20 protein-coding genes are annotated in these 22,127 nt (G+C 74.1%); 10 read left to right on the top strand and 10 right to left on the bottom strand.

The window, feature by feature from the left end; genetic code table 11:
• The coding region (locus tag UK12_RS22970; protein ID WP_442973838.1) for a protein kinase domain-containing protein at nucleotides 1-665 on the bottom strand (665 nt) is incomplete at its 3' end.
• A gap of 123 nt (nucleotides 666-788) precedes the next feature.
• Nucleotides 789-1,925 carry a ferritin-like domain-containing protein gene (locus UK12_RS22965; protein WP_197085101.1) on the bottom strand — a complete coding sequence of 379 codons (1,137 nt, stop codon included), beginning with the start codon at nucleotides 1,923-1,925 and terminating at the stop codon, nucleotides 789-791.
• 306 nt (nucleotides 1,926-2,231) lie between these two features.
• On the opposite strand from UK12_RS22965, the gene UK12_RS22960 reads away from it, so the two are divergent.
• A complete protein-coding gene (locus tag UK12_RS22960) occupies nucleotides 2,232-3,080 on the top strand; it encodes a DUF4389 domain-containing protein (RefSeq protein WP_063838305.1) in 849 nt (282 codons plus the stop codon).
• Here the strand turns inward: UK12_RS22960 and UK12_RS22955 are convergent.
• Nucleotides 3,077-4,060, bottom strand: coding sequence for an adenosine deaminase (locus UK12_RS22955; RefSeq protein ID WP_045304989.1), 984 nt, complete (start codon nucleotides 4,058-4,060; stop codon nucleotides 3,077-3,079). The genes UK12_RS22960 and UK12_RS22955 overlap by 4 nt on opposite strands.
• A gap of 117 nt (nucleotides 4,061-4,177) precedes the next feature.
• Between UK12_RS22955 and UK12_RS22950 the strand changes: the two genes are divergently transcribed.
• From UK12_RS22950 to UK12_RS22925, 6 genes are all read left to right on the top strand, one after another.
• Nucleotides 4,178-4,789 carry a DsbA family protein gene (locus UK12_RS22950; protein WP_045304988.1) on the top strand — a complete coding sequence of 204 codons (612 nt, stop codon included), beginning with the start codon at nucleotides 4,178-4,180 and terminating at the stop codon, nucleotides 4,787-4,789.
• 34 nt (nucleotides 4,790-4,823) lie between these two features.
• Nucleotides 4,824-5,630: an MBL fold metallo-hydrolase gene (locus UK12_RS22945; RefSeq protein WP_045304987.1), complete on the top strand. Its 807-nt coding sequence runs from the start codon at nucleotides 4,824-4,826 to the stop codon at nucleotides 5,628-5,630.
• 195 nt (nucleotides 5,631-5,825) lie between these two features.
• Nucleotides 5,826-6,314, top strand: a complete 489-nt coding sequence (locus tag UK12_RS22940) for a MarR family winged helix-turn-helix transcriptional regulator (protein ID WP_045304986.1) — start codon at nucleotides 5,826-5,828, stop codon at nucleotides 6,312-6,314.
• 150 nt (nucleotides 6,315-6,464) lie between these two features.
• A complete protein-coding gene (locus tag UK12_RS22935; protein ID WP_045304985.1) occupies nucleotides 6,465-7,121 on the top strand; it encodes a hypothetical protein in 657 nt (218 codons plus the stop codon).
• Between the two features lie 98 nt (nucleotides 7,122-7,219).
• Nucleotides 7,220-8,011 (top strand): DsbA family protein, encoded by a 792-nt coding sequence (locus UK12_RS22930; protein WP_045304984.1) that lies wholly within the window; start codon nucleotides 7,220-7,222, stop codon nucleotides 8,009-8,011.
• Nucleotides 8,012-8,015: 4 nt separating this feature from the next.
• On the top strand, nucleotides 8,016-8,621 hold the full coding sequence (locus UK12_RS22925; protein WP_045304983.1) for a vitamin K epoxide reductase family protein: 606 nt from the start codon (nucleotides 8,016-8,018) through the stop codon (nucleotides 8,619-8,621).
• 25 nt (nucleotides 8,622-8,646) lie between these two features.
• Here UK12_RS22925 and UK12_RS22920 read toward each other — a convergent pair whose 3' ends face one another.
• The 6 genes from UK12_RS22920 to UK12_RS22895 form a co-directional block, all read right to left on the bottom strand.
• Nucleotides 8,647-12,024, bottom strand: coding sequence for an SAV_2336 N-terminal domain-related protein (locus UK12_RS22920; RefSeq protein ID WP_045304982.1), 3,378 nt, complete (start codon nucleotides 12,022-12,024; stop codon nucleotides 8,647-8,649).
• Between the two features lie 14 nt (nucleotides 12,025-12,038).
• A complete protein-coding gene (locus UK12_RS22915) occupies nucleotides 12,039-13,019 on the bottom strand; it encodes an AAA family ATPase (RefSeq protein ID WP_045304981.1) in 981 nt (326 codons plus the stop codon).
• A 34-nt stretch (nucleotides 13,020-13,053) separates the two neighbouring features.
• Nucleotides 13,054-15,345, bottom strand: coding sequence for a VMAP-C domain-containing protein (locus UK12_RS22910; RefSeq protein WP_045304980.1), 2,292 nt, complete (start codon nucleotides 15,343-15,345; stop codon nucleotides 13,054-13,056).
• 8 nt (nucleotides 15,346-15,353) lie between these two features.
• Nucleotides 15,354-15,821 carry a CU044_2847 family protein gene (locus UK12_RS22905; RefSeq protein ID WP_045304993.1) on the bottom strand — a complete coding sequence of 156 codons (468 nt, stop codon included), beginning with the start codon at nucleotides 15,819-15,821 and terminating at the stop codon, nucleotides 15,354-15,356.
• 150 nt (nucleotides 15,822-15,971) lie between these two features.
• Nucleotides 15,972-16,898: a non-homologous end-joining DNA ligase gene (ligD, locus tag UK12_RS22900; RefSeq protein WP_045304979.1), complete on the bottom strand. Its 927-nt coding sequence runs from the start codon at nucleotides 16,896-16,898 to the stop codon at nucleotides 15,972-15,974.
• A gap of 3 nt (nucleotides 16,899-16,901) precedes the next feature.
• Nucleotides 16,902-17,945 (bottom strand): PHP domain-containing protein, encoded by a 1,044-nt coding sequence (locus tag UK12_RS22895; RefSeq protein ID WP_045304978.1) that lies wholly within the window; start codon nucleotides 17,943-17,945, stop codon nucleotides 16,902-16,904.
• 148 nt (nucleotides 17,946-18,093) lie between these two features.
• On the opposite strand from UK12_RS22895, the gene UK12_RS22890 reads away from it, so the two are divergent.
• Nucleotides 18,094-18,375, top strand: a complete 282-nt coding sequence (locus UK12_RS22890; RefSeq protein ID WP_045304977.1) for a DUF6158 family protein — start codon at nucleotides 18,094-18,096, stop codon at nucleotides 18,373-18,375.
• A gap of 7 nt (nucleotides 18,376-18,382) precedes the next feature.
• Nucleotides 18,383-19,780: an NADP-dependent succinic semialdehyde dehydrogenase gene (locus UK12_RS22885; protein WP_045304976.1), complete on the top strand. Its 1,398-nt coding sequence runs from the start codon at nucleotides 18,383-18,385 to the stop codon at nucleotides 19,778-19,780.
• Nucleotides 19,781-19,861: 81 nt separating this feature from the next.
• On the opposite strand, the gene ku is transcribed toward UK12_RS22885, so the two are convergent.
• Nucleotides 19,862-20,935, bottom strand: coding sequence for a non-homologous end joining protein Ku (gene ku / locus UK12_RS22880; protein ID WP_045304975.1), 1,074 nt, complete (start codon nucleotides 20,933-20,935; stop codon nucleotides 19,862-19,864).
• Nucleotides 20,936-21,131: 196 nt separating this feature from the next.
• Between ku and ligD (UK12_RS22875) the strand changes: the two genes are divergently transcribed.
• On the top strand, nucleotides 21,132-22,106 hold the full coding sequence (gene ligD / locus UK12_RS22875) for a non-homologous end-joining DNA ligase (RefSeq protein WP_045304974.1): 975 nt from the start codon (nucleotides 21,132-21,134) through the stop codon (nucleotides 22,104-22,106).
• The last annotated feature ends 21 nt before the right edge of the window (nucleotides 22,107-22,127 follow it).

The raw sequence follows: 22,127 nt of genomic DNA, 5'->3' as shown, positions 1-22,127 counted from the left end.
TCGTCGGGCGCCGCCGCGCCGGGGGAGTGGCCCACCGGGGCGGGCTGACCGCCGGTCAGGCATGCCAGGAACACCAGCGCGGCGGCGTACCCGTCGGAGGCGGGCGAGGCGGGTGCGCCGCGTCGCAACTCAGGGGCCCGGTACGCCGCGTCCGTCTCCGACGGGTCCGCCGCCAGCGCGGCGGCCGGGCGGCCGGTGTTGAGCACCTGGCAGTGCCCGGTGAGGTCCACCAGGACGTCGCTCGGTCGGTAACTCCCGTGCACCACGCCCTGCTCGTGGGCGGCGGCCAGACCGAGCAGTGAGTCGCGCAGCACCGCGAGCCCGGCCTCGGGCGGGAGACGGCGGACGGCCAGTAACGCCGGCAGGCTCGCGCCCTCCACCGCCGCCATGACCACGGCGACACCCTCGCCGTCCGGCGAGGGGAGCACCTGGTCGATCCGGACGAGATTCGGGTGTCGCAGCGCGGTGCCCCCGGCGGGCGCCGCGAGGAGGTACTTGACCACGGCGAGCGCGCCGGAGGCGTCCGAGCGGACCAGCACGACCCGGCGCGGACCGGTGCCGAGCGATCGTATCTCCGTCCACCCCGGTACCCGCCAGCCCGGCATCTGCTGCCCCGGCACCGACTGCCCGGGTAACGTCCGGTCCTGCTCCGATGCCTCCGGCATGCTCGCTCCCCCGAGTCGGCAGTCATCCGTGGATACTCAGCCTAGGACCGGCCATACACCCTTGTACATGGCCGGAGTTGACGGCTAGGCCCCCGGGGTTCCAGGCCCTGGAGTCGGTGCCGGTTATCGCACCGGCCGGAACTCCGGGCCGTAGGTGCCGCTGCCGTCGGGCAGGGCGATGCCCATCAGCCTGATCGCCGGAGCCTCCAAATCGAACATCGCGAACACGGCGTCGTCCAGTGCGTCCCGGTCGCCTCGCGCCCAGGCGGTCTCGAGACCGTCGAGCACCTGCGCGAAGGTCTCGTCGAACTGCCGGAGCAGCTGCCGGACCTCGTCCGACGGCTCGGGCCAGCCGCCGGGCGGCACGACCCCCATCGGGCGGGCGTCCGGGAACGGGACGGGTTCACCGCTGTACTCCCAGGTCCCGTCGGTCTGGCACAGCTGCCGCTCGTGGTAGATCTCGCCGAACGCGTAGTAGTGCGCCGGGAAGTCCTCGCCGAACGGCTCGTCCGGCGAGGCCGAGGTCCCTTCGCCCTGCTCCTTGACGGTCCTGATCGCGCTCTCGACGCCGCCGAGGTCGCGCACCGGGGTCAGCCGGTTCGGTCCGATCCGCACGGTCAGCTGGCCGTCGGAGCAGATGGCGGGGCGGGCCTCCTGGAACGCGGCGAGCAGCGCGTCGTAGAACGCGCCGATGGTCGGCGGCCCGATCTCCCGGGTGAGCGGGGCCTCGGGCGTCTCGATGCCCATCAGCACGTCCCTGACGTACGGCTTGGTGAGCCCGGAGAGGTACACGGTGAGATCGCTCCGCACCCCGCCGGGCAGCGGTCCCGGATAGGTCGGGACGGCGGCGCTGATCTTCGGTGAACCGCCCACGGCCACCAGGAGGTTGCAGGCCAGGCCCATGTGGTACATCTCGTCGGCGATGATGCGCTCGATCAGTCTGGCGGGCTCGCCGGAGCGGTCCCTGATGGACCACCAGCCGCACAGGTAGGGCGGGATGGTGGCCAGTTCCAGCTCCACCGCGGCCTGCAGGGCGCTCCTGATCCAGGAGACGTCGCGCCGGTTCCGGGGCACGTCCATCAGATGGACGACGCTCCCCGCCGCACCCGCCGCCGCAGGGCCCTTGCCGCGCGGCTCGGCCGATGCCGTGCCCCGCAGGAGGGCCGGGGCTCCGGTCGCCAGCGTGGCTGATCGGAGGAACCCCCGGCGGTCCAGTGGCGGCAGCCGCCGACCGGTCCCGTTCTCGGCCGGATCGCTCACAGCGTGCTCCGTTCTCAGAGGGCTCCACCCGGTGCGAAGCCGCGTCCGCCTGCTTCCGGCGGGTGGCGAAGCTACCAAGGAGAGCGGGCCGGGGCCGGGCACCGCCGCCGGTCCGGGGGTGTTTGCCGCCCGGGCGGATCAATCCGCACCCCCGCACCCGTCTGATTCGCGCGGCACGGCACGGCGCGCCGGACCGAAAGGGCAGCCGGTCGGAGGAGTGTCCGCTACGCCGTACGGATGCTGCCGGGAGTCCGTGCCGACATCATGGAAGCAGCACTCCTGAACGCGGTACCGAGGAGGTCTGCCGTGACCGGTACCGGATGGATCCTCCCGAGCAGCGCCCCCGGCGAGTGGCTGCCCGCACTCGACATTCCCGAGCCCGACCGGCAGCGCAGGCTGACCGTCCTGCTGCGGCTGCTGCTGCTGATCCCGCAGTTCATCGTGGTCTTCCTGCTGGGGATCGTGGCCCTGGTCATGGTGGTGATCGGCTGGTTCGCCGCCCTCGTCCTCGGCAGACTGCCGGACCCGGTATGCGAGTTCCTGGCCGGGTACCTCGGCTACTCGACCCGGGTGAACGCCAGCACCATGCTGCTGGTCGACCGGTACCCGCCGTTCACCCTCGATGCGCCCCCGGACTACCCGGTCCAGCTGGAGCTGCGGGCCGGGCCGCTCAACCGCCTGGCCGTGTTCTTCCGCCTCCTGCTGATCATCCCGGCCGCCATCGTGGGCAGCCTGGTCACCGCCGGCTGGTACGCCCTGGCGTTCTTCTTCTGGCTGCTGGTGCTGGTGCTGGGACGCATGCCGCGCCCGCTGTTCGAGGCGACCGCCGCCACCCTGCGGTACGAGATGCGCGTACGCGCCTACGGCCTGCTGCTCACCCCGGCCTATCCCAAGCGGCTGTTCGGCGACGACCTGCCGCAGGACACCCTGACGGGGCCGCGCTCCGCCACCCGGCCGCTGCTGCTGGGCGGACCCGCCAAGGCCCTGGTCGTCGCCTTCCTCGTGCTCGGACTGCTCGGCTACATCGCCTCGTCCTTCGGCAGCCCCCGCAGCGAGGAGAACGCGGATGCGCACGGGACCCCTGCCGCGACGCTGTCGGTACAGCACCGGGCACTGCCGTGGCCGGCGGCCGACAGCACGCCGGTCGGCCGCTAGAACCGGTGGGCGTCCACCTCGGCGAGGTAGCGGGCGCGGGTCGGGCCGTCGAGGAAGGACGCCTCGAAGGAGTTCCGGGCCAGGGTACGGACCTGCTGCTCGGTGAGGCCGAGGACGGCGGCGACCGCGGTGAGGTTCTGGTCGACGTAGCCGCCGAAGTACGCGGGGTCGTCGGAGTTGACGGTGGCGACCAGTCCGGCGTCGAGCATCTGCCGCAGCGGGTGGTCCGCGAGGGTGTCGATGCAGCGCAGCCGTACGTTGGAGAACGGGCAGAGAGTCAGCGGGATCCGCTCCCGGACCAGGCGCTCGACCAGCTCCGGGTCCTCCATCGCCCGCAGGCCGTGGTCGATCCGCTCGACCTTCAGCAGGTCCAGCGCCTCCCGGACGTAGTCGGCGGGGCCCTCCTCGCCCGCGTGGGCGACGGCACGCAGGCCCAGCGCCCGGGCCCGGTCGTAGACGGCGGTGAACTTGGACGGCGGGTTGCCGACCTCGGCGGAGTCCAGGCCGACGGCGGTGATCCGGTCCAGGTACGGCAGCGCCGACTCCAGGGTGGCGAGCGCGGACTCGGCCGACTCGTCGCGCAGGAAGCACAGGATCAGCCGGGTGGTGATGCCGTACCTGGCCTCGCTGTGCTCCAGCGCGGCGGTGAGGCCGGTGACGACGGTGTCGATCGGGACGCCCCGGGCGGCGTGCGCCTGCGGGTCGAAGAAGATCTCCGCGTGCCGGACGCCCTGGGCCCGGGCGCGGGCCAGGTACGCGTCGGCCAGGTCGGTGAAGTCCTGCGCGGTGTGCAGGACCTCCATCAGCCGGTAGTACAGGTCCAGGAAGGACTGCAGGTCGTCGAAGCGGTACGCCGCGCGCAGCTGCTCCACGTCGGCGAAGGGCAGCGCGACGCCGTTGCGCTCGGCCAGGGCGAAGGCCAGCTCCGGCTCCAGCGTGCCTTCGATATGCAGGTGCAGCTCGGCTTTGGGTATCGGCATCAGGCAATCCTACGGAATCCTGCCCTCCGGAAATATCTGATGAGTCAGTTACTGTTGTGTCAGGTGAATCGCTCGCCCCCTCGACGCTCGTCCCCCTCGACAAGGCAGGTTTCCCCCATGCAGCTCGTCTACGTCCTCGATGCCTACTGCGGCTGGTCCTACGGCTTCGCCCGCACCATGGCCACGGTGGCCCACCGCCACCCCGAGCTGCCCGTCGAGGTGGTCTCCGGCGGCCTGTTCACCGGTGCCCGCCGGGTGCCGATCCGCGAGTTCGGCTACGTCCAGGGCGCGAACGCCCGGATAGCCGAGCTGACCGGGGTCGAGTTCGGCCCGGCCTACGAGCGGCTGATCGCCGACGGCTCGTTCGTGATGGACTCCGAGGACGCCGCCCGCGGCCTCGCCGCCCTGCGCGCCGCCGCCCCCGCGCGGGCCGCCGAGCTGGCCGCCGACATCCAGGAGGCGTTCTACCGGGACGGCCTGAGCCTCTCCGACGCCGCCACCTACCGGAGGATCGCCGGAGCCGCGGGCCTGGATGCCGACGCCGTCGTCCGCCACTTCGAGTCCCCCGCCGCAACGGCCGACGCCGGCACCGACTTCCGCCGGTCCGCCGAGCTCGGCGTCGAGGGCTTCCCGACCCTGCTCGCGGTGGACGGCCGCCGCGCCACCGTGCTGGCCGTCGGCCACGCCACCGCCGCCGAGGTGGACCGCCGGCTCGCGGCCCTCCGGTAGTCCGAGACCACCCTTCCCCCAAGGAGACGTTCCGATGAGCATCCTCGACTTCAAGGTCATCGACCTGGACTTCCCGGTCGGCAGCAGGAACAAGACCGCCACCCTGGTCACCGGCGAGCGCGAAGCCCTGCTGGTGGACACCGGCTTCACCCGGGCCGACGGCCACCGTCTGGCGGCCGAGATCCTGGACTCCGGCAAGGAGCTGACCACGGTCTTCGTCAGCCACGGCGACCCCGACTACTACTGGGGCGCCGAGGTCGTCGCCGACGCCTTCCCGCAGGCCCGGCTGGTCGCCACCGCGCCGGTGATCGGCCACATCCGGGCGAGGTTCGAGGGAAAGCTGAAGGCCTGGGAGGCGGTCGGCGCCAACCGTCCGACCCGGCTGGTCGAGCTGGAACCGCTCACCGGGGACCTGGACCTGGAGGGCCACCGCTTCCAGCTGACGGGCGGGCGCGCCACCCTGCCCGACCGCCACTACCTCTGGCAGGCCGAGCACCGCGCGGTGCTAGGCGGCGTCCTGGTCTTCCAGCGCGAGCACGTCTGGACCGCCGACACGCCCCGGGTCGAGCAGCGCACCACCTGGATCGAGCTGCTGAACGAGATGGAGGCGCTGGACCCTCGTCTGGTCGTCCCCGGCCACCGGCTGCCCGGCACGCCCGCCGACCCCAGCGCCATCGCCTGGACCCGTGACTACCTGCTGGCCTTCGAGGCGATGCTCCCCGCGGCCGCCAACGGCGCGACCGTCACCGAGGAGCTGGTCGAGCGGTACCCGGACGCGGGCATGCTGATCGCGGCCCAGATCGGCCCGAAGGTCGCCAAGGGCGAGCTGACCTGGGGCTGACGACGACCGCGCCCGTGCTCTCCGCCGCCCCCGCCGGCGCGGTCCGCCGGTAGCACCCGGCCTCCGCCCGACGTCGAGTGGACCGAGACGCCCGGCTTCCCGCCGGCCGGGCGCCCGGCCCGGATTGGACGGCCGGTGCACCCGGCCGGGACGATTGGGCCGGGCATCAGTTCGATCGACCAGGGAGGGCTCGCGGTGGCGGACCAGCAGATCACCAGCGGCGCACAGGCCGCCGCCGACCCCCGGATCAGGGCGGTCGGAGTGCTGCTGAGCGCCTCCGCCCTGCTGGAGCACCAGCTCGGCGCCGCGATCCAGCGCGAGGCCGGGATCAGCCACCCGATGTTCGAGATCCTGCTGATCCTGGCCGAGCGCCCCGACGGCGCCCCGATGAGCGAGCTCTCCGGACGGCTCGTCGTCACCAGCGGCGGCGCGACCCGCCTGGTCGACCGGATGGTCAAGGCCGAGCTGGTCCGGCGCCGCCCGTCCCCCGACGACCGGCGGGTCCAGCTGGTCTCGATGACCGAGCAGGGCGAGGAGGCACTCGTCCGGGCCGCCCGCGCGCACGTCCGGGAGGCGGACCGCCAGCTGTACGCGGCGCTGCCGCCGGGCGAGCTCACCGAGATGATCGGTGCACTCGACCGGGTCGGGCGCCACGCCCGCTCCCTGTTGCCGCCGCTCCGCTAGTTCCGAGGCCGATCCGCCGGGCCGAGGGGACGGCTCTCCAAGCCGGCGGGGCCTGGTCCTTATCCGGTGCTGACGCCTGGCCGGGCACTCTGGTGAGGTCACTCACAGCGTTTCGGAGCAGGTCCTGACCCTGTGGCAGACTCGGGAGCCATGCACACCAGCCAGACATCCAGGACGATTCGGGCAGCGGTCTTCGCCGCCCTGGTCGTGCTGCTGGCTGCCCTGAGCCAGGTGGTGCTGAGCGGTCGGCCGCTACCGGTGACCGTGCTCGGCGCGGCCGCCCTGGCGACCTTCCTGGTCGCGTACGTCTGCTCCGGCGCCGAGCGGGGCTTCGGCCGGATCCTGGCCCTGTTCCTCCCGACCGAGCTGGCGGTCAACGTCCTGTTCGACCTCGGCCAGGCCACCTGCCCCGGCGGCGACGCCGCGCTGCACGGCGGCCGGACCGGCCTCGAAGCCCTGATCTGCGGCGGTGGCTCGGTCGGCGGCTTCCTCACCGACCCGGCGGCCACGGTGACCTCGCTGAGCGGGCTCTCGGTGCTGGCCGGGCACGTCCTGCTCGCCGTGCTCGCCTCCTGGTGGCTGCGGCAGAGCGAGCGCGCCCTGCGCGGCCAGGCCACGGTGGCCCGGGCCCTGCGCGAACTGCTCGCCGGCGCCCGGCCGGTGCTGCGCCTGTTCGCCCCGCTCCCGGCCCGGCCGGAGCTCCGGCTGCGGATCCCCCGGGCCAGCCGCGAGCGGATCCCCGCCGAGCCCGCAGTGCTCCGCCCCGCCGTCCGACGCGGCCCGCCGGCCTGCGCGCCGGCCTGCTGAGCACCGTCCCGTACCTCACGCAGGCCCCGCCGCCCTCGGCATCCCGCCGGGGCGCGCCCAGCCGTACCCGGACCGCGTGAACACAGGAACCCACCATCATGAGCAACCAGCAGAAGAAGCTGAACAAGTCCGCCACCGAGCGGCTGAAGGAGCAGCGGCTCCGCGAGGAGAAGTCCGCCCGGACGCGCCGCCGGATCGTGATCGGTGCGGCCTGCGCCGCCGTCCTGGCCCTGGCGGCGGGCGTGACGGTCGCGGTGAGCGGCAACAGCAGCGGTGACGGCGCCGCCTCGGGGCCGCTGGTGGTCCCCGCCAACGCCTCCGGCCAGGACGGCACCGTGATCACCTACGGCAAGGCCGACGCCCCGCACACCCTCAAGATCTACGAGGACTTCCGCTGCCCGATCTGCGAGCGGCTGGAGACCACCGACGGCAGGACGATCCAGCAGCTCGCGGACAACGGCACCTACAAGATCGAGTACCACATCGCCACCTTCCTGGACGCCAACCTCGGCGGGAAGGGCTCGCGCACCGCGCTGGCGGCGGCCGGGGCCGCGCTGAACGAGGGCGTGGACAAGTTCAAGCAGTTCCACGACGTGCTCTACGCGAACCAGCCGAACGAGCAGACCGACGGCTTCGGCGACGTCAACCACCTGCTCGACCTGGCCGGAAAGGTCCCCGGACTGAAGACTGACGCCTTCGTCAAGGCCGTCCAGGACGGCACCTACGCGCCGTGGGCGGCCAAGGTCTCCCAGGCGTTCGACTCCAGCGGTGTCAGCGGCACGCCCGCCCTGATGCTGGACGGCAAGACGCTGAACGTCTTCACCGGCGGCACCCCGATCAGCCCCGAGCAGTACCAGGCGCTCGTCCAGCAGACCGTCTCGGCGGGCTGAGCCGATGCCTCCCACCGAGACCGTCCACAGCGGGCGGCGGACGGCCTGGCTGCTGGTGGTGACCGGAGCGGTCGGGCTGGCCGCCTCGGTCGAGCTGACCCTGGACAAGATCCGGCTGCTCCAGAACCCGTCCTACGTGCCCAGCTGCAACATCAACCCGATCATCAGCTGCGGTTCGGTGATGCGCAGCTCCCAGGCGGCCGTCTTCGGCTTCCCCAACTCGCTGATCGGGCTGGTGGCCTTCGGCGTGGTGATCGCGATCGGCGCCGGGATGCTGGCCGGGGCGACGTACCGGAGGTGGTTCTGGCTCGGCCTGCAGGCCGGCGTGGTCTTCGGCATCGGCTTCGTCACCTGGCTGATGACCCAGACGCTGTACTCGATCGGCGCGCTCTGCCCGTACTGCATCCTGACCTGGTCGGCGATGATCCCGCTGTTCTGGTACACCACCCTGCACAACCTGCGCAACGGTGTGATCCCCGTGCCGCGCGGCCTGCGCCCGGTGGTCCGGGAGGCGGCCCGCTACCACTGGGCGGTGCCGGTGCTCTGGTACGCGGTGATCGCCCTGCTGATCCTGGACCGCTTCTGGTACTACTGGCGGACCCTGATCTGACGCCCCGTCGGCCGACGCGGCGCCTTCAGTCCGCGTCGACCAGCTCGGCCAGCTCCCCGAAGGCCGTCCAGGTGGCCCTGGAGGGGGTCAGCCGCCCGCCGAAACCGGTGTCCTGCAGGCCCTCGTCGTAGGGGATGGTGACGAGCTCCCCGCAGAGCTCCGCCACCTCCGGCACGCGGTGCCCGGCGCGCCCGGCCTGACCGGGCGTGCTGTGCACCACCGCCACCACGCTGGAGCGGGCCAGCGCCGTGTGGCCCTCCCATTCGAGGAGTTCCAGCAGTGCGGCGGTGTCCCGCAGGCCGTGCTCCGGGCCGTCCACGAGCACCAGTCGGTCGGCCGAGTCCAGCACGGCACGGACGTGGGTGTCGAGCGTGGGTGCCCGGCAGGTGGTGACCGTCGTGTCGTAGTACCCCCGCAGGGCGCTCAGCACCCGCCGGTACTGCGCCCCGGTCAGCCCGTCGTCGCGGCGGCCCCCGCCGAGGATGTGCACCCCGTCCGGGCCGGGGCTCAAGTACTCCCGCAGCGCCGCCCATTCGGGCGTGGCCGCTTCCTCGGCCAGCCCCCACAGTCCGTCGGACACCGTCGGATGCCCCAGGGCGCTGAGGGCGTGGGCGCCCCGGCCCGAGTCCAGTACGACGACCGGCCGCCCGCCGGACCGGGCGAGCGCCGCGCCGAGCAGGACGGCGGTGGTCGCCAGCCCGGTGCCCAGGACCGGCGCGAGCACGGCGATCCGGTGGAACCGGGTCGGCGGCGGTGGCGGCTCGACACCGCCGCCGGCCGCCCCGATCGGAGCGGGCTGCGCGGCCTCGGCTGCGGTGCCGCCGTCGAGGACCGCCGTCGGCCTCGGCCCCGCCGACTGGTGTCCGTTCAGCAGTGCCCGTCCGCGCTGGGGCATCCAGGCCGTCAGCCGGGTGTCCTCGGCACCGGCCGCCAGGCGGCCCCGGAACTCCGCGACCAGCCGGTCCAGGCCGGGCCTCGTGTTCGGGTCCTCCCGAAGGCAGTGCGCGACGAGGGTGAGCCACCTCCGGTCCGGTACGGTCGGCTTGCCGACCCGGTCGCCCCAGATGATCCGGTAGTCGTCGCCGTCCCGGACGGCGGGGTCGTACTCCCGTCCGGTCGCGCAGTAGAACAGCACCTCCCCCAGGGCGTGCACCAGACTGCCGACCGACGACCGCAGCGGCCTGCGGAAGACGGCGTCCCACGACCTCTCGTCGCTGAGCAGGCGGGAGACGGCCGGGTCCCCCCGCCAGTCGGTGATCACGGGCGCGTCCCCGGTGATGACGATGCGGTCCAGGTCGAGGTGGACCGGAGCGATGCCGTTGTCCAGGACCCGGCGCAGCGCGAGGGCCAGATGGAGCGCGAGGTGGTGCAGCAGCGCCGAGTTCAGCAGCGGACCGCAGACGTCGACGAACTCGCGCAGGGTCGGCGCGGGCCGTCCGGCCGGGGTGAGCGGGACGGCAGTGGCCAGCCACGGGTCGGGGTCGTCCGTCCCCTCCGCAACCACCCTCGGGGCGTAGCGGGTCCCGACGCTGCGCAGGTTCCTGGCCTCGGCCCGGATCAGCCGGATGCGCTGCCGGTGGTCGTCTGGCAGGATCCGCAGGTTCACCACGGCGCCGTCGTCGTCCGCGCCGACGTACGCCCACTCCTCGGTCGCCGACCGTCCCAGCACCCGGTACGGCCCGGCGGCGTGCGGGTCCCCCGGTCGACGCGGGACCAGCCGGCCCGTCACGGCCAGGGCGGCGGCGGGCGGCGGGAGTTCAGCCGCCTGGTCCGCCGTGGCCCGGTCTGCCGTGGCGTGCTCCGCCGGCTCTCGCTCGGCCTGTTCCAGGACCACCGGTTCCCGGACCACCGGCTCCTGGACTCCGAGGCGGTGCAGCAGCGTTCGGCCGGCCCAGGCGAACGGGGTGCCCGTGCGGTGCGGCTGCGGGCTGCCGCCGATGTCCAGCCAGCTCGGGAAGTCCGCCGACCGGCCGACCAGGTCGTCGAGCAACCTGCCCACCCGGCCGCTGACTTCGAGCAGTTCGGCGGTCGGCACGGAGTCGAGCAGGACGTCCTTGACCGGCGCCGGAAAGTCGAACGTCCGGTGGGTGGCGGGCCGTTGCACGGCAGGTGCGGTGGGGCGGAGCAGGCCGCCGAGGACCACCTCGGCCAGCGGAACGGTGTCGGCGGTGCCGAGCAGGGTCGCCTGGATCAGCCGCATCACCGGGACGGTGACCGGTGAGCGGGCGGCGAGATGGGCGGCGAGGCGGTGGGCTGCGGGGGAGGCCGCGCGCTGGAAGCGTTCCAGCCGGAGCCGGGCGGCCGCGTCCGGGTCGGGCGGCGGCGCAGCGGCCGTCCGCCGGGGTGTGCCGGGGGTCAGGCGCTGTTCCCACAGCGGCAGTTGGGTCTCCCCGCCGGGTGCGGCGAGGAACCGGGACCAGTCGGAGAGGCCCGCCGGGGTGAGGTCCAGCACCGGGATCGGGATGCCGGGGCCGGCCTCGTCGGCGGTCTGCCAGTCCGCGTTGCGCGCGCCCGGGTGCGAGCTCCGGACCGCGGCCTGCCCGGCGGCCAGTCCCGTGCCCGGCCACATCCGGCGCGGGAGGGCGTGCAGGACCGCGGTGGGGCCCGAACCGGCCCACCGCTGCAGGACGGTGTGCATCCGCCCGTCCCGCCAGGCCGCTCCGGCGCCATCGCTGAACAGCAGGAACAGGGTCTCGCCGGTGGGATCGGCCAGCGTCGCGGGGTCGAGTGCGCCCGCTGCCCCGGTCGCGTACGGGCTGCGCACCAGGCGGACCCCGCCGGGTCCGCGTGTGCGCAGCCCGTGGACCCGTACGTCCCGGAAGGCGCCGCTGCGTTCGAGCAGCAGGCGCAGGTCGGTGACCGTCCGCTGCCAGATCAGCATCGAGATGCCGTCGTCCACCACCAGGTCGCAGCGCAGCCAGCGTTCCCGGGCCGGGCGGAGGACCACCTCCAGTACGCCGCCGTCCGCCGTGGCGGCCACCGTGGCCGCCTCGTCGACCTCGGTGCGGCGTCGGCTGGGACGGTGCCGCTTGAGCGGGCGCAGCGCCCGGCCGAGCGGCAACTGGTCCGGCAGGCCCTGGAATTCGGGGACGCGTACCGCTTGCAGCCGTGAGGCACCGGCCGCCAGGACCGCCGCCCGGTCGGTGGCGTAGAGCGGCCGGGCGGGGACGGTGGGGACCGGATCGGGCGGCGGTACCGGGCCGGGGGCGGCCGGTCCGGACGGCGTGTCCGGCGCCGGTTCGGGCGCGGCATCCTCGGCGGGCCGGGGGTGCACCGCTCCGGCCAGCGGGGCGCGGTGGTCCGTCGGCAGTCGGCGGGCCAGCCAGAGGGCGTCGAGCAGCTCCTCGGGGGCGAGTTCGACGCCGCCGCTCGCCAGTGCGTCCAGGACCGACCGGAGTTCCACCGCCGCCCCGCCCCTCAGACCGCTCCGCCGAGCCTGCGCAGCACGGCGTCGAGCAGGGCGTCGGCGTCCAGGCCGATGCCGCCCTTGCGCAGGAAGACGGCGTTGAGCAGCTGGTCGGTGGCCAACTCCCCTTCCGTGCGCCGTTCCAGGAAGGTGCGCAGCACGTCCTCGGCGCCCTCCAGCGCGTCCGGGCCCAGGTGGGCGGCGACGATGCTGCGCAGCCGGGTCTCGTCCGGGTCGGGCAGGTCCAGGCGCAGGCAGCGGCGCAGGAAGGCCGGCGGGAAGTCGCGTTCACCGTTGCTGGTGATCACCACGATGGGGAACTCGGTGCAGCGCACCCGCCCGCGGATCACCCGGGTGCGGAGGCCGCCGCCGTCGGCGGTCAGCACCTCCACCTCGGGCTCCGTCTCGGGGAGCCGGGCGAGTTCGGGGATCTCGAAGGCGCCGTCCTCGAAGGCGGTCAGCAGGTCGTTCGGGAGGTCCACGTCGCCCTTGTCGAGCTCGTCCACCAGCAGGACGCGGGGTCTGGTCGCCGGGACGAGTGCGGTGCCGAGCGGTCCGAGGCGGAGGTAGCTGCCGATGTCGGGCTCACCGCGGCCGTGTTCGCGCAGCAGGGTGCTCTCGCGCAGCCGTCCGATGGCGTCGTAGCGGTAGAGGGCCTCCTGGAGGGTGGAGCGGCTGTTCACCGGCCAGTGCAGGACCTCGCCGAGGCTGAGTTCGTGGGCGATGGCGTGGGCGAGCGAGGACTTGCCGGTGCCGGGGTGGCCGGTGACGAGCAGCGGGCGGCGCAGGTGGAGTGCGGCGTTGACGATGTCGGTCTCGGCCCGGTCGATCAGGTAGCGGCGGACGGGTTCGCCGTCGGGCGAACGGCCGAAGCTGCGCCAGGGCGGGGCCGGGGGCATATCGGGTGTCCGGGCCCGGCTGTCGCCGTGGAACAGCCACCAGTCGGGCGGGGTGTCGTCCTGGCCGTGGTCGACCCGGCTGTGCTGGTTCATCGTCCGCCGTTCCTCGTCGTTCGCCGCTTGCGCATCATTCGCCGTCCTCCGTGAGGTAGCTGTCGTACAGGTCGTCCGGGTCGGTGAGTTCGAGGACGGGCGGCGGCGGCCGGCCCGGATCCTCCCAGGCGAGGACGGGCCGCAGCGGGCGGGAGCGGTCGCCGAAGACCTCGGCCCGGTAGCGGCGGACGCGTTCGGGCAGGCCGAGGGCCGGGCCCTCGGGTGCCAGCGGGTCGAACTCCTCGGTGCGGACCGGGCCCTGGACCTGCCGGTCCCAGAGCACCACGGGCACGCCGAGCCGCAGGCAGTCGGCGGCGAACCCGGCGCGGCGGGCCCGGTCCGGGGTGCGCAGGACGACCCGGGCCGCCTGCTGCTCGCGCTGGACCTCGCCGGTGACATGGCGCCGCTCCTGGTGGCGCTCGTCCAGGTGCAGGACGTCCGCCGTGGCCAGGTGCTGCCAGCGGCGGCGCAGGCGCTTGGCACGTTCCTTGGCCTGGACCGGGGGGAGCTCCCCGGCCAGCCGGACCACCATCCGGTACTCGATGCCGAGGGGTTCGACGTCGGCGTACCGGTCCTGCGGGTCGGCGCTGTCCCAGTGCTCGACGGGCAGGCCGAGCTCCGGCTCGTCGAGGAAGATCTCGACCAATGGTTCGTCGGGGGCCCCTTCGGCGGCCGGCAGGTCCTCGTCCCAGGTGGCCAGGACGGACCGGATGAACCTGGCCACCTCCGGCGGGCCCAGCGGGCCGGGGTCGGGGGCGGGGACCGGGCGCAGGACCGAGTCGCCGCTGTCGGCCCAGGCGGCGCAGCGGAAGCTGCCGTCCCCGCCCTGGCCGGCGTACTCGTAGCGGGTGAGGCTCACGGCTATCCGGGGGCCCGCGATGCCGTCCGCGCCGGTGGCAGCGGTGGGGGCGGCGGCGTGCTGGAGGCCGGCCCACTCGGCGGCAGCGGCGCGGTGCTCGCCCAGCACCTCGGTGCGGATGCCCAGCCGGGTGGCCACCCGTCCGCACCAGGAGCGCAGCTCCGCTGCGCGCTGCGGCTCCCCCGCCCGGTCGGCCCAGGCCGCACGGTACTCGGCCACGCGCAGCAGCGGCGGCACCCGGAGCACGCCGGGCTCGGCCACCGAGTAGCCTCCGGCGTGGCCTTCCAGCTGCTCGACCAGCTCGGTCACCCGGCCGGTCGCGGATTCGGGCGCAGGGCGCGGGAGTACGGGCGGTATCCGGATCTCGGGGGCCGCGCCGCCGGCCGCCCGGACCAGCAGGGCCGGGTCGGTGTCCGCGAGGGCGTCGAGCAGCCAGCCGTGCTCGCCCGGCGAGAGCAGGGCGGTCGCCCCGGCGGAGCGGCCGACGGTCAGGAACTCGGCCGCTCCGCCGAGGCGTTGGGCGGCCAGGTACTCCACCAGGGCCGCCACGGCGCGCGGTTCGGCGACGAGCAGGCGCGCGAAGCCGTCCGCGTCGGGCCGCCAGCCCGGGGCGACCTGCCGACCGCACTCCCGGGCGACGAAGCGGGCGGGCCCGCTCACCGCCTCCGGATGCGGCAGGAACTGCCGGACCAGCATGGCGAGCCGGCGCTGCAACGGGCCGTCGGCCTCGGAGCCGTCAAGGCCGCCGGGGCCGACGGACGGGAGCAGGGCCGCCGCCGCGTCCGGGCCGAGGGACCGGTTCAGCTCGGCCGTGATGCTCTGCCAGGAGATCGCGAAGCTCCGGTCGTGGAAACCGCGCCCCACCGTGCCCTCGGCGGACCGGAGTTGCCCGACCACCAGCCCGACCACCGCCTCGTCGTCCTGCGACCAGAGCGGTCCACCGCTGTAGCCCGGGCCGATGACCGGCCCGCCGGTCGCCTCCAGATCGAGATAGCAGACGTCCGAACCGGTGAACCGGACCCGGGTGTCCACGTACGACATCGCGAGCCCGCTGCCGTACCAGGCGCGGACCTTCTGCTCACGGGCCATCCGGCCCCAGCGCTGGGGCCGGACACCGGCGGGCGGATCCGCGGTGAGCCGCAGCAGCGCCAGGTCGCCCAGCCAGCCGACGGCGCCCTCGGCGACCTGCCCGTTCCCGGCCGTGCGCGGCGGGATCCAGCAGTCGAGCCGGCCGTCGACAATCTTGCCCGGGAAGGAGATGCGCAGGGTCACCGGCCCGGGGTGGCCGGGGTCGAAGCCGTTGCGGTGGAGCGCCATGTTGACCACATGGGCACAGGTGAGCACCGCCTGCCCCGCCAGGAGCACCGCACCGCCGCACACCTCGCCGGTGCGCACGTCGAGCACCGAGGCGTACGAGTCGAGCAGGGCCTGCTCACCCGGGTACGCCGCACTGTCGGAGCAGCCCATGCCCCCGGCTACCGCGCCGAGGGGACGGCCGAACCGAGCGGCACGGCAGCGCCGTTGGCGGCGGCGCCGTCGGCGGCCGGGCGCGGCGGGAGCTGCCAGGTCGCCGAGACCTGGAGGCTGGACTCCCCGCTGCCGCCCACGATGCCCAGCTTGAGGTCGCTCCCGAACCGCACCCCGAACTCGACCGACACCGTGTCCGGCCGGTCCGGCACCTCGGCCACGGTGTCGTGCACCTCCTGCAGCAGCGGCACCAGCGGGCGCAGCGCCGCCCGCAGCGAGCCCTGCGCGAGCCTGGTCACCCGCCGGGCCCGCTGCTGCTCACCGTCCTCCGCCGGCTGGTCGTCCTCGGACCGCCGGCCCACCGGTCGGCCACCGGCCAGGCCGGGCGGCAGACCTCCGAGCGGCATCATCGGAGCCGGCTCGGGCTCCTTCTCGGCCTCCGCCTGCTGCTGGGGGGCGGGAAAGGCACGGAGCATGACTGACGTACCGTCAGTGAACGGAAACTCGAAGAACGACGACATGGCCCCGATTCTGCCCACTCCCGCCGTTCCCCGCAGCAAGATCAGTAAGATCAGCGGGATCACGCCGCCGGGGCGGGCGGACACCGGCGCTCCGTGCACGGCCGCTCAGGCGGTTCCCCGCCCGCCGGCGAAGTCTCTCCGGGGAAGCTCTCCGGCCTCGGCCGGGGCCGGGAGGCCGGCCATCGGGTCGCGGGGGCGGGCGAGGACCTGCTCGGGGGTGAGCCATAGGTCCTCGGGGCGGCGGCAGTTGCGGACGGCGGTCCAGGTGAGCGGGGCGGAGACGGCGGGCTGCGGCCCGGCGCGCAGCGAGTACGGGGCCGCGGTGGTCTTGGCGCTGCTGTTCTGCGACCAGTCGACGAAGACCCGGCCGGTGCGCAGCGATCTGTCCATCCGGTCCACCACCAGGTCGGGCCGGTGGGCGCGGAGCCGGGCGGCGAGCCTGCGGGCGTAGTCGGCGGCGGCCCGTTCGGGCACCGGGCGCAGCGGCACCAGCAGGTGGAGTCCCTTGCCCCCGGAGGTCTTGGGCCAGGCGCGCAGGCCGTCGGCGGCGAGTTCGCGGCGGGCGAGCAGGGCGACGGCGCAGCAGTCGACGATCGTGGTGCCGGGACCGGGGTCGAGGTCGACGATCAGCCGGTCGTGCTCGGCCCGGGTGTGCTGCCACTGCGGGACGTGGATCTCCAGCGCACCGAGGTTGGCCGCCCAGAGCAGCGTGGGCAGATCGGCGACGACGACGTGCCGCAGGGTCTCCTCACGGTGTTCGACGTCGAGGGTGGTGAGCCAGTCGGGGGCGCCGGGCGGCACCCGTTTGGCCCAGAACCGCTCGCCGGTGACGCCTTCGGGGAAGCGCAGGAAGGAGGCGGGCCGGCCGGCGAGGTGGGGCAGCAGCAGCGGCGCGATCCGGAGGTAGTACTCCAGGGCGGCGGCCTTGGTCCAGCCGGTCCCGGGGTAGTAGACGCGGTCCAGGTGGGTCAGCCGCAGTCGCCGTCCCTCGATCTCGGTGACGGTGGCGGTGGGGTCCGGGGCGGCGGCCACCGGTCACCGCCGGGGCCTGGGGGTGCGGCCGGTGTCCGCCCAGGTGAGCAGTTGGCGGGCGGTCCAGGTGGTGACGATCCGTTCGGGGCCGAGCCCGGCGGCCTCGGCCGTGGCGCAGCCGTACGGCTGCCAGTCGAGCTGGCCGGGTGCGTGGGCGTCGGTGTCGACGGCGAACAGGCAGCCCGCCCCGGCGGCGAGTTCGAGCAGTCGCATGGGCGGATCGCGGCGCTCGGGGCGGCAGTTGATCTCGACGGCGGTGCCGGACTCGGCGCAGGCGGCGAACACCCTCTCCGCGTCGAACCGGGACTCGGGCCGGGTCTTTCCGTCCCGGCCGTCACCGATCAGCCGGCCGGTGCAGTGGCCGAGGATGTCGGTGTGCGGGTTGCGGACGGCGGCGAGCAGTCGGCGGGTCATCAGCATCGGCTCCATCCGCAGCTTGGAGTGGACGGAGGCGACCACCACGTCGAGTTCGTCGAGCAGTTCGTCCTCCTGGTCGAGGCTCCCGTCGTCCAGGATGTCGCACTCGATGCCGGTGAGCAGCCGGAACGGCGCCAGCCGCGCGTTGACCCCGGCCACCGCGTCGAGCTGCCGGCGCAGCCGTTCGGGGCTGAGGCCGCGGGCGACGGTCAGGCGCGGCGAGTGGTCGGTGAGCACCGCCCAGGAGTGGCCGAGATCGCGGGCGGTCCGGGCCATCGTCTCGATCGGGCTGCCGCCGTCCGACCAGTCGGAGTGCAGGTGGCAGTCACCGCGCAGGGCCGCGCGCAGCCGCTCGCCCCCGGTGGCGGGCGGCTCGGCGGCGCGCTGCTCCATATCGGCGAGGTAGCCGGGGGTGCGGCCGGTGGCGGCCTCGGCGATCACGCCGGCCGTGGTCGGCCCGATGCCCTTGAGCCCGGCGGCCCGAGCAGCCAGAGTGGAGACATCGGGGTCGGCCGCGAGGACGGCCCGGACGGCCTCGGCAGCGTGCCGGAAGGCCTGCACGCGGTAGGGCGAGGACTGCTCGCGCTCCAGCAGAAAGGCGATCCGCTCAAGCGCCCGAACGGGGTCCATGTGGCGGAAACTGCCCGGTGCGGTAGCCGGGGAAACCCGGTTTCCGCAGCTCGCGCGGGGGCACCGGTACATCGGGAGGCGTCCATTCGGGGGCTCTGTCCGGGGACTCCATCCGGGGGATCCATCCGGGGGGCAAGGAGGAACGGCCATGCACGACCCCGCCAGTACGCAGCACCGGTCCGGCGGCATCCCTCCGCTCGCCCTGGAGACGGATGTCCTGCTGCGCGAGCTCTCCCATCTGCACCGCACCCGCCACGAGACCTTCCTGTACGGCTCCGAGGAGGCGCTGAACCGTCACACCCTGCGCACGGGCCAGCTGGAGGACGAGTATCTGCGGCGCTTTCCGCTCCGCCAGGTGACCGCCGGCCGGACCAGGACCGGCGCCCGCGCCCGCGAGGCCGCCGCCCGTGCCGAGGCACACCCGGAGTGAGGCCGAGATGCCCATCGCAACCGTGAACCCCGCGACCGGCGAGAACCTGGAGACCTTCGAACCGTTCGGCCGAGGCGAGCTGGAACTGCGCCTGGCCAGGGCCGAGGCCGCCTTCCGCGACTACCGCACCACCACCTTCGAGTACCGGTCCCAGCTGCTGCGCCGGGCCGCCGACGTACTGGACGCCGACCGGGAGCAGCTGGCCCGCACGGTGACCACGGAGATGGGCAAGCCGCTGGCCCAGGCCTCGGCCGAGACCGCCAAGTGCGCCCGGGCCCTGCGCTGGTACGCCGACCACGGCGCGGCGCTGATCGCGGACGAGCTGCCCGGCGAGGACGACGTCGCGGACTCCGGCGCCACGGCGGCGTACGTCCGCTACCGGCCGCTCGGCGTAGTGCTGGCCGTCATGCCGTGGAACTTCCCGCTCTGGCAGGTGGTGCGGTTCGCGGCGCCCGCGCTGATGGCGGGCAACGTGGGCCTGCTGAAGCACGCCTCGAACGTGCCGCGGACGGCGCTCGCCCTGGAGGAGGTGTTCCGCCGGGCCGGGGCACCCGAGGGCTGCTTCCAGACCCTGCTGATCGGCTCCGGCGCGGTCGAGGCGGTGATCCGGGACCGCCGGGTGGCGGCCGTGACCCTCACCGGCAGCGAACCGGCCGGCCGCTCGGTGGCGGCCGTGGCGGGCGACGAGCTGAAGAAGACCGTGCTGGAACTGGGCGGCAGCGACCCGTTCGTGGTGCTGCCCAGCGCGGACCTGGACGCCGCCGTCCGGACGGCGGTGAAGGCCCGCACCCAGAACAACGGGCAGTCCTGCATCGCGGCGAAGCGGTTCATCGTGCACGCGGACGTCTACCCCGGGTTCACCAGCGAGTTCGCCAAGGCGATGGGCGCACTGCGGATCGGCGACCCGATGGCGCCGGACACCGACATCGGCCCGCTCGCCACCCGGCAGGGGCTGGCGGACCTCTCCGCCCTGGTCGCCGACGCGCTCGCGCACGACGCCGTCGCCGAGTGCGGCGGCAACCGCCCGAACGGGCCGCTGGAGCAGGGCTGGTACTACCCGCCGACCGTGCTCACCGGGATCACCCCCGCCATGCGGATCCACCGGGAGGAGGCGTTCGGACCGGTCGCCACGGTGTACCGGGTGGAGAGCCTGGACGAGGCGGTGGCACTCGCCAACGACAGCCCGTTCGGGCTGAGTTCCAACGTGTGGACCACCGACCCGGCCGAGCAGGAGCGGTTCGTCCGCGACATCGAGGCGGGCAGCGTCTTCTTCAACGGCATGACCGCCTCGCACCCCGCACTGCCCTTCGGTGGCGTCAAGCGCTCGGGGTACGGCCGTGAGCTGGCCGGGCACGGGATCCGCGAGTTCTGCAACGTCACCACGGTCTGGCTGGGGCCCACGTAGCCGACCGTACGGGGCACTTGTCCAGGGCGCCGCCCGGTCGGCGCGCGGAGCCGTTCAGCGGAGCCGTTCACCTGACGGGGTTCAGGAGACCGCGCGCAGGCGGCGGCGCGGGCGGGCGGCCTCCTCCAGGGCGTGCTGGAGCTGGTCCCGGGTCATGGTGGAGCGGCCCTGGATGCCCTGGTCGGTCGCCATCCGGTACAGCTCGGTCTTGCCGAGCGCCGACAGGTCCTGGCCGGCCGGTGCCTTCTTCGCCGCGCCCGCCTTCTTCGCGGCGGGTGCGGTCTCGGCGGCGGGTGCGTTCCTGACGGCGGACGCGCGCTCCGCGGTGGCCGCCTTCGGCTTCGCCTCGGGCCGCTGCTCGCCCTTGTCCTCCCCCGAACCGGCCTGCCGCAGACTGCGCTGGAGGACGTCCATCAGGTCCACCACGTTGGTGGACTCCGGAGCCGGGGCGGCCGCCACGGTCTCCCGGCCGGTGAGCTTGGCCTCGACCAGGTCGCGGACCTGCTCGCCGTAGGTGTCGTGGTAGGCGTCCGGCTCCCAGTCGACGCTGAGCGCCTCGATCAACTGGCAGGCGGTGGCCAGTTCCCTCTCCCCGGGTGCCACCTCGCCGGGCAGGTTGTCCACCTCCCGGTGCGGATCGCGGACCTCCTCCGCGTAGTGCATGGTCTGCAGCACCAGCAGGTCCGCCTCCGGCCGGACCGCCGCCAGGTACTGCTTCCCGCGCATCGAGAAGGTCGCCAGCCCCGCCCGCCCGGTCTCGGTCATGGCCCGCAGCAGCAGCCCGTACACATTGGCGTACTCCTTGCCGCGCGGGCCGAGGTAGTACGTCCGGTCGAAGAAGATCGGGTCCACCTCCTGGAGCCGGACGAAGCCGCTGATCTCGATCGACCGGGAGCGTCCCGGCGACAGGTCCTCCAGCTCGGAGGGCTCGAAGACGACGTACTCGCCCTCGGCGACCTCGTAGCCCTTGACGATGTCGCCGTACGCGACCTCCTTGCCGGTGCGCTCGTTCACCCGCAGGTTGCGCACCCGGTCGGAGGTGCCGCGCTCCAGCTGGCGGAAGTGCGGCGAGTGGTCCTCGGTGGCCGCGTACAGCCCCACCGGGACGGCGACCAGCCCGAAACTCAGGGTGCCGGTCCAGATCGGTCTGGCCATGGTGGGCCTCCTCGGTCTGCCGTCCGCGCTCCGCGGCTGCGGGCTTCGGCTGCGGGCTTTCGGCTGCGGGGCTTCGGCTGCGCCGCCGGGCCCGTAATTCGCCGCTGTCCATGGTCCGTCGCGACAGGCCGATCGGCCAGTCCTTCGGAGCACGGCCGGGCGGCGGGAGGGCAGCGGCCGGGCGCACTCTGGAGGGGTGAGCACATCCGCGCGCCCGTCCGCCAGCCCGGGGCCGCTCCCCGACTCGCTCAGCCCGATGCTCGCCACCGCCGGCACCCGTCGGGAGTTCGGCGGTGACTGGATCCTGGAGCGGAAACTGGACGGCGTCCGCGCCCTCGCCTACCGCGACGGTGAACGGATCCGGCTGGTCAGCCGCAACGGCAAGGCGCTGGAGGACGGCTACCCCGAACTGGTCGCCGCGCTGGCCGCGCAGCCCGTCCAGCGCTTCGTGGTGGACGGCGAGATCGTCGCCCTCGACCACGGCGTGACCAGTTTCGAACTCCTCCAGCGCCGGATGCAGCTGCGCGACGCCCGCCGGGCCAGGGCGACCGGCGTGGAGGTCACCTACTACCTCTTCGACCTGCTGCACCTGGAGGGGTACGACACCACCCGGCTGCCGCTGCGCTCCCGCAAGAAGCTGCTCCGGCAGGCGATCCGCTACGGCGGACCGCTGCGCTTCACCGTCCACCGCAACGGCGACGGCCCGGCGCCGCTCGCGGAGGTCTGCGCCCGGGGCTGGGAGGGCCTGATCGCCAAACGCGCGGACAGCCCGTACGTGCAGCGGCGCTCGCCCGACTGGCTCAAACTCAAGTGCTCGGCCGCGCAGGAACTGGTGATCGGCGGTTTCACCGGCCCGGAGGGCAGCCGGGCCGGCTTCGGCGCCCTGCTGCTGGGGCACTACGCCGACGGGCTGCTGCACTACGCGGGCAAGGTCGGCACCGGCTTCGACACCGCCACCCTGCACCGGCTGCGCGCCGTCCTCGACACCCTGGCCCGGCCCGACTCGCCGTTCGCCGGGCCGGTGCCCGAGCGCACCGCCCACTGGGTGCAGCCCGCGCTGGTCGCCCAGGTCGCCTTCACCGGGTGGACCCGTGACGGCCGGCTGCGCCATCCGCGCTACCTCGGTCTGCGCGAGGACAAGCCGCCCGGTGAGGTGGTCCGTGAACCGTAGGACCCGTCCCCGCCCTCGGCC

The organism is Saccharothrix sp. ST-888 (assembly GCF_000955975.1).
GTDB lineage: Bacteria > Actinomycetota > Actinomycetes > Streptomycetales > Streptomycetaceae > Kitasatospora.
Note: the sequence above shows the minus strand (reverse complement) of the source record. Positions and strands in the feature narration are given on the sequence as shown.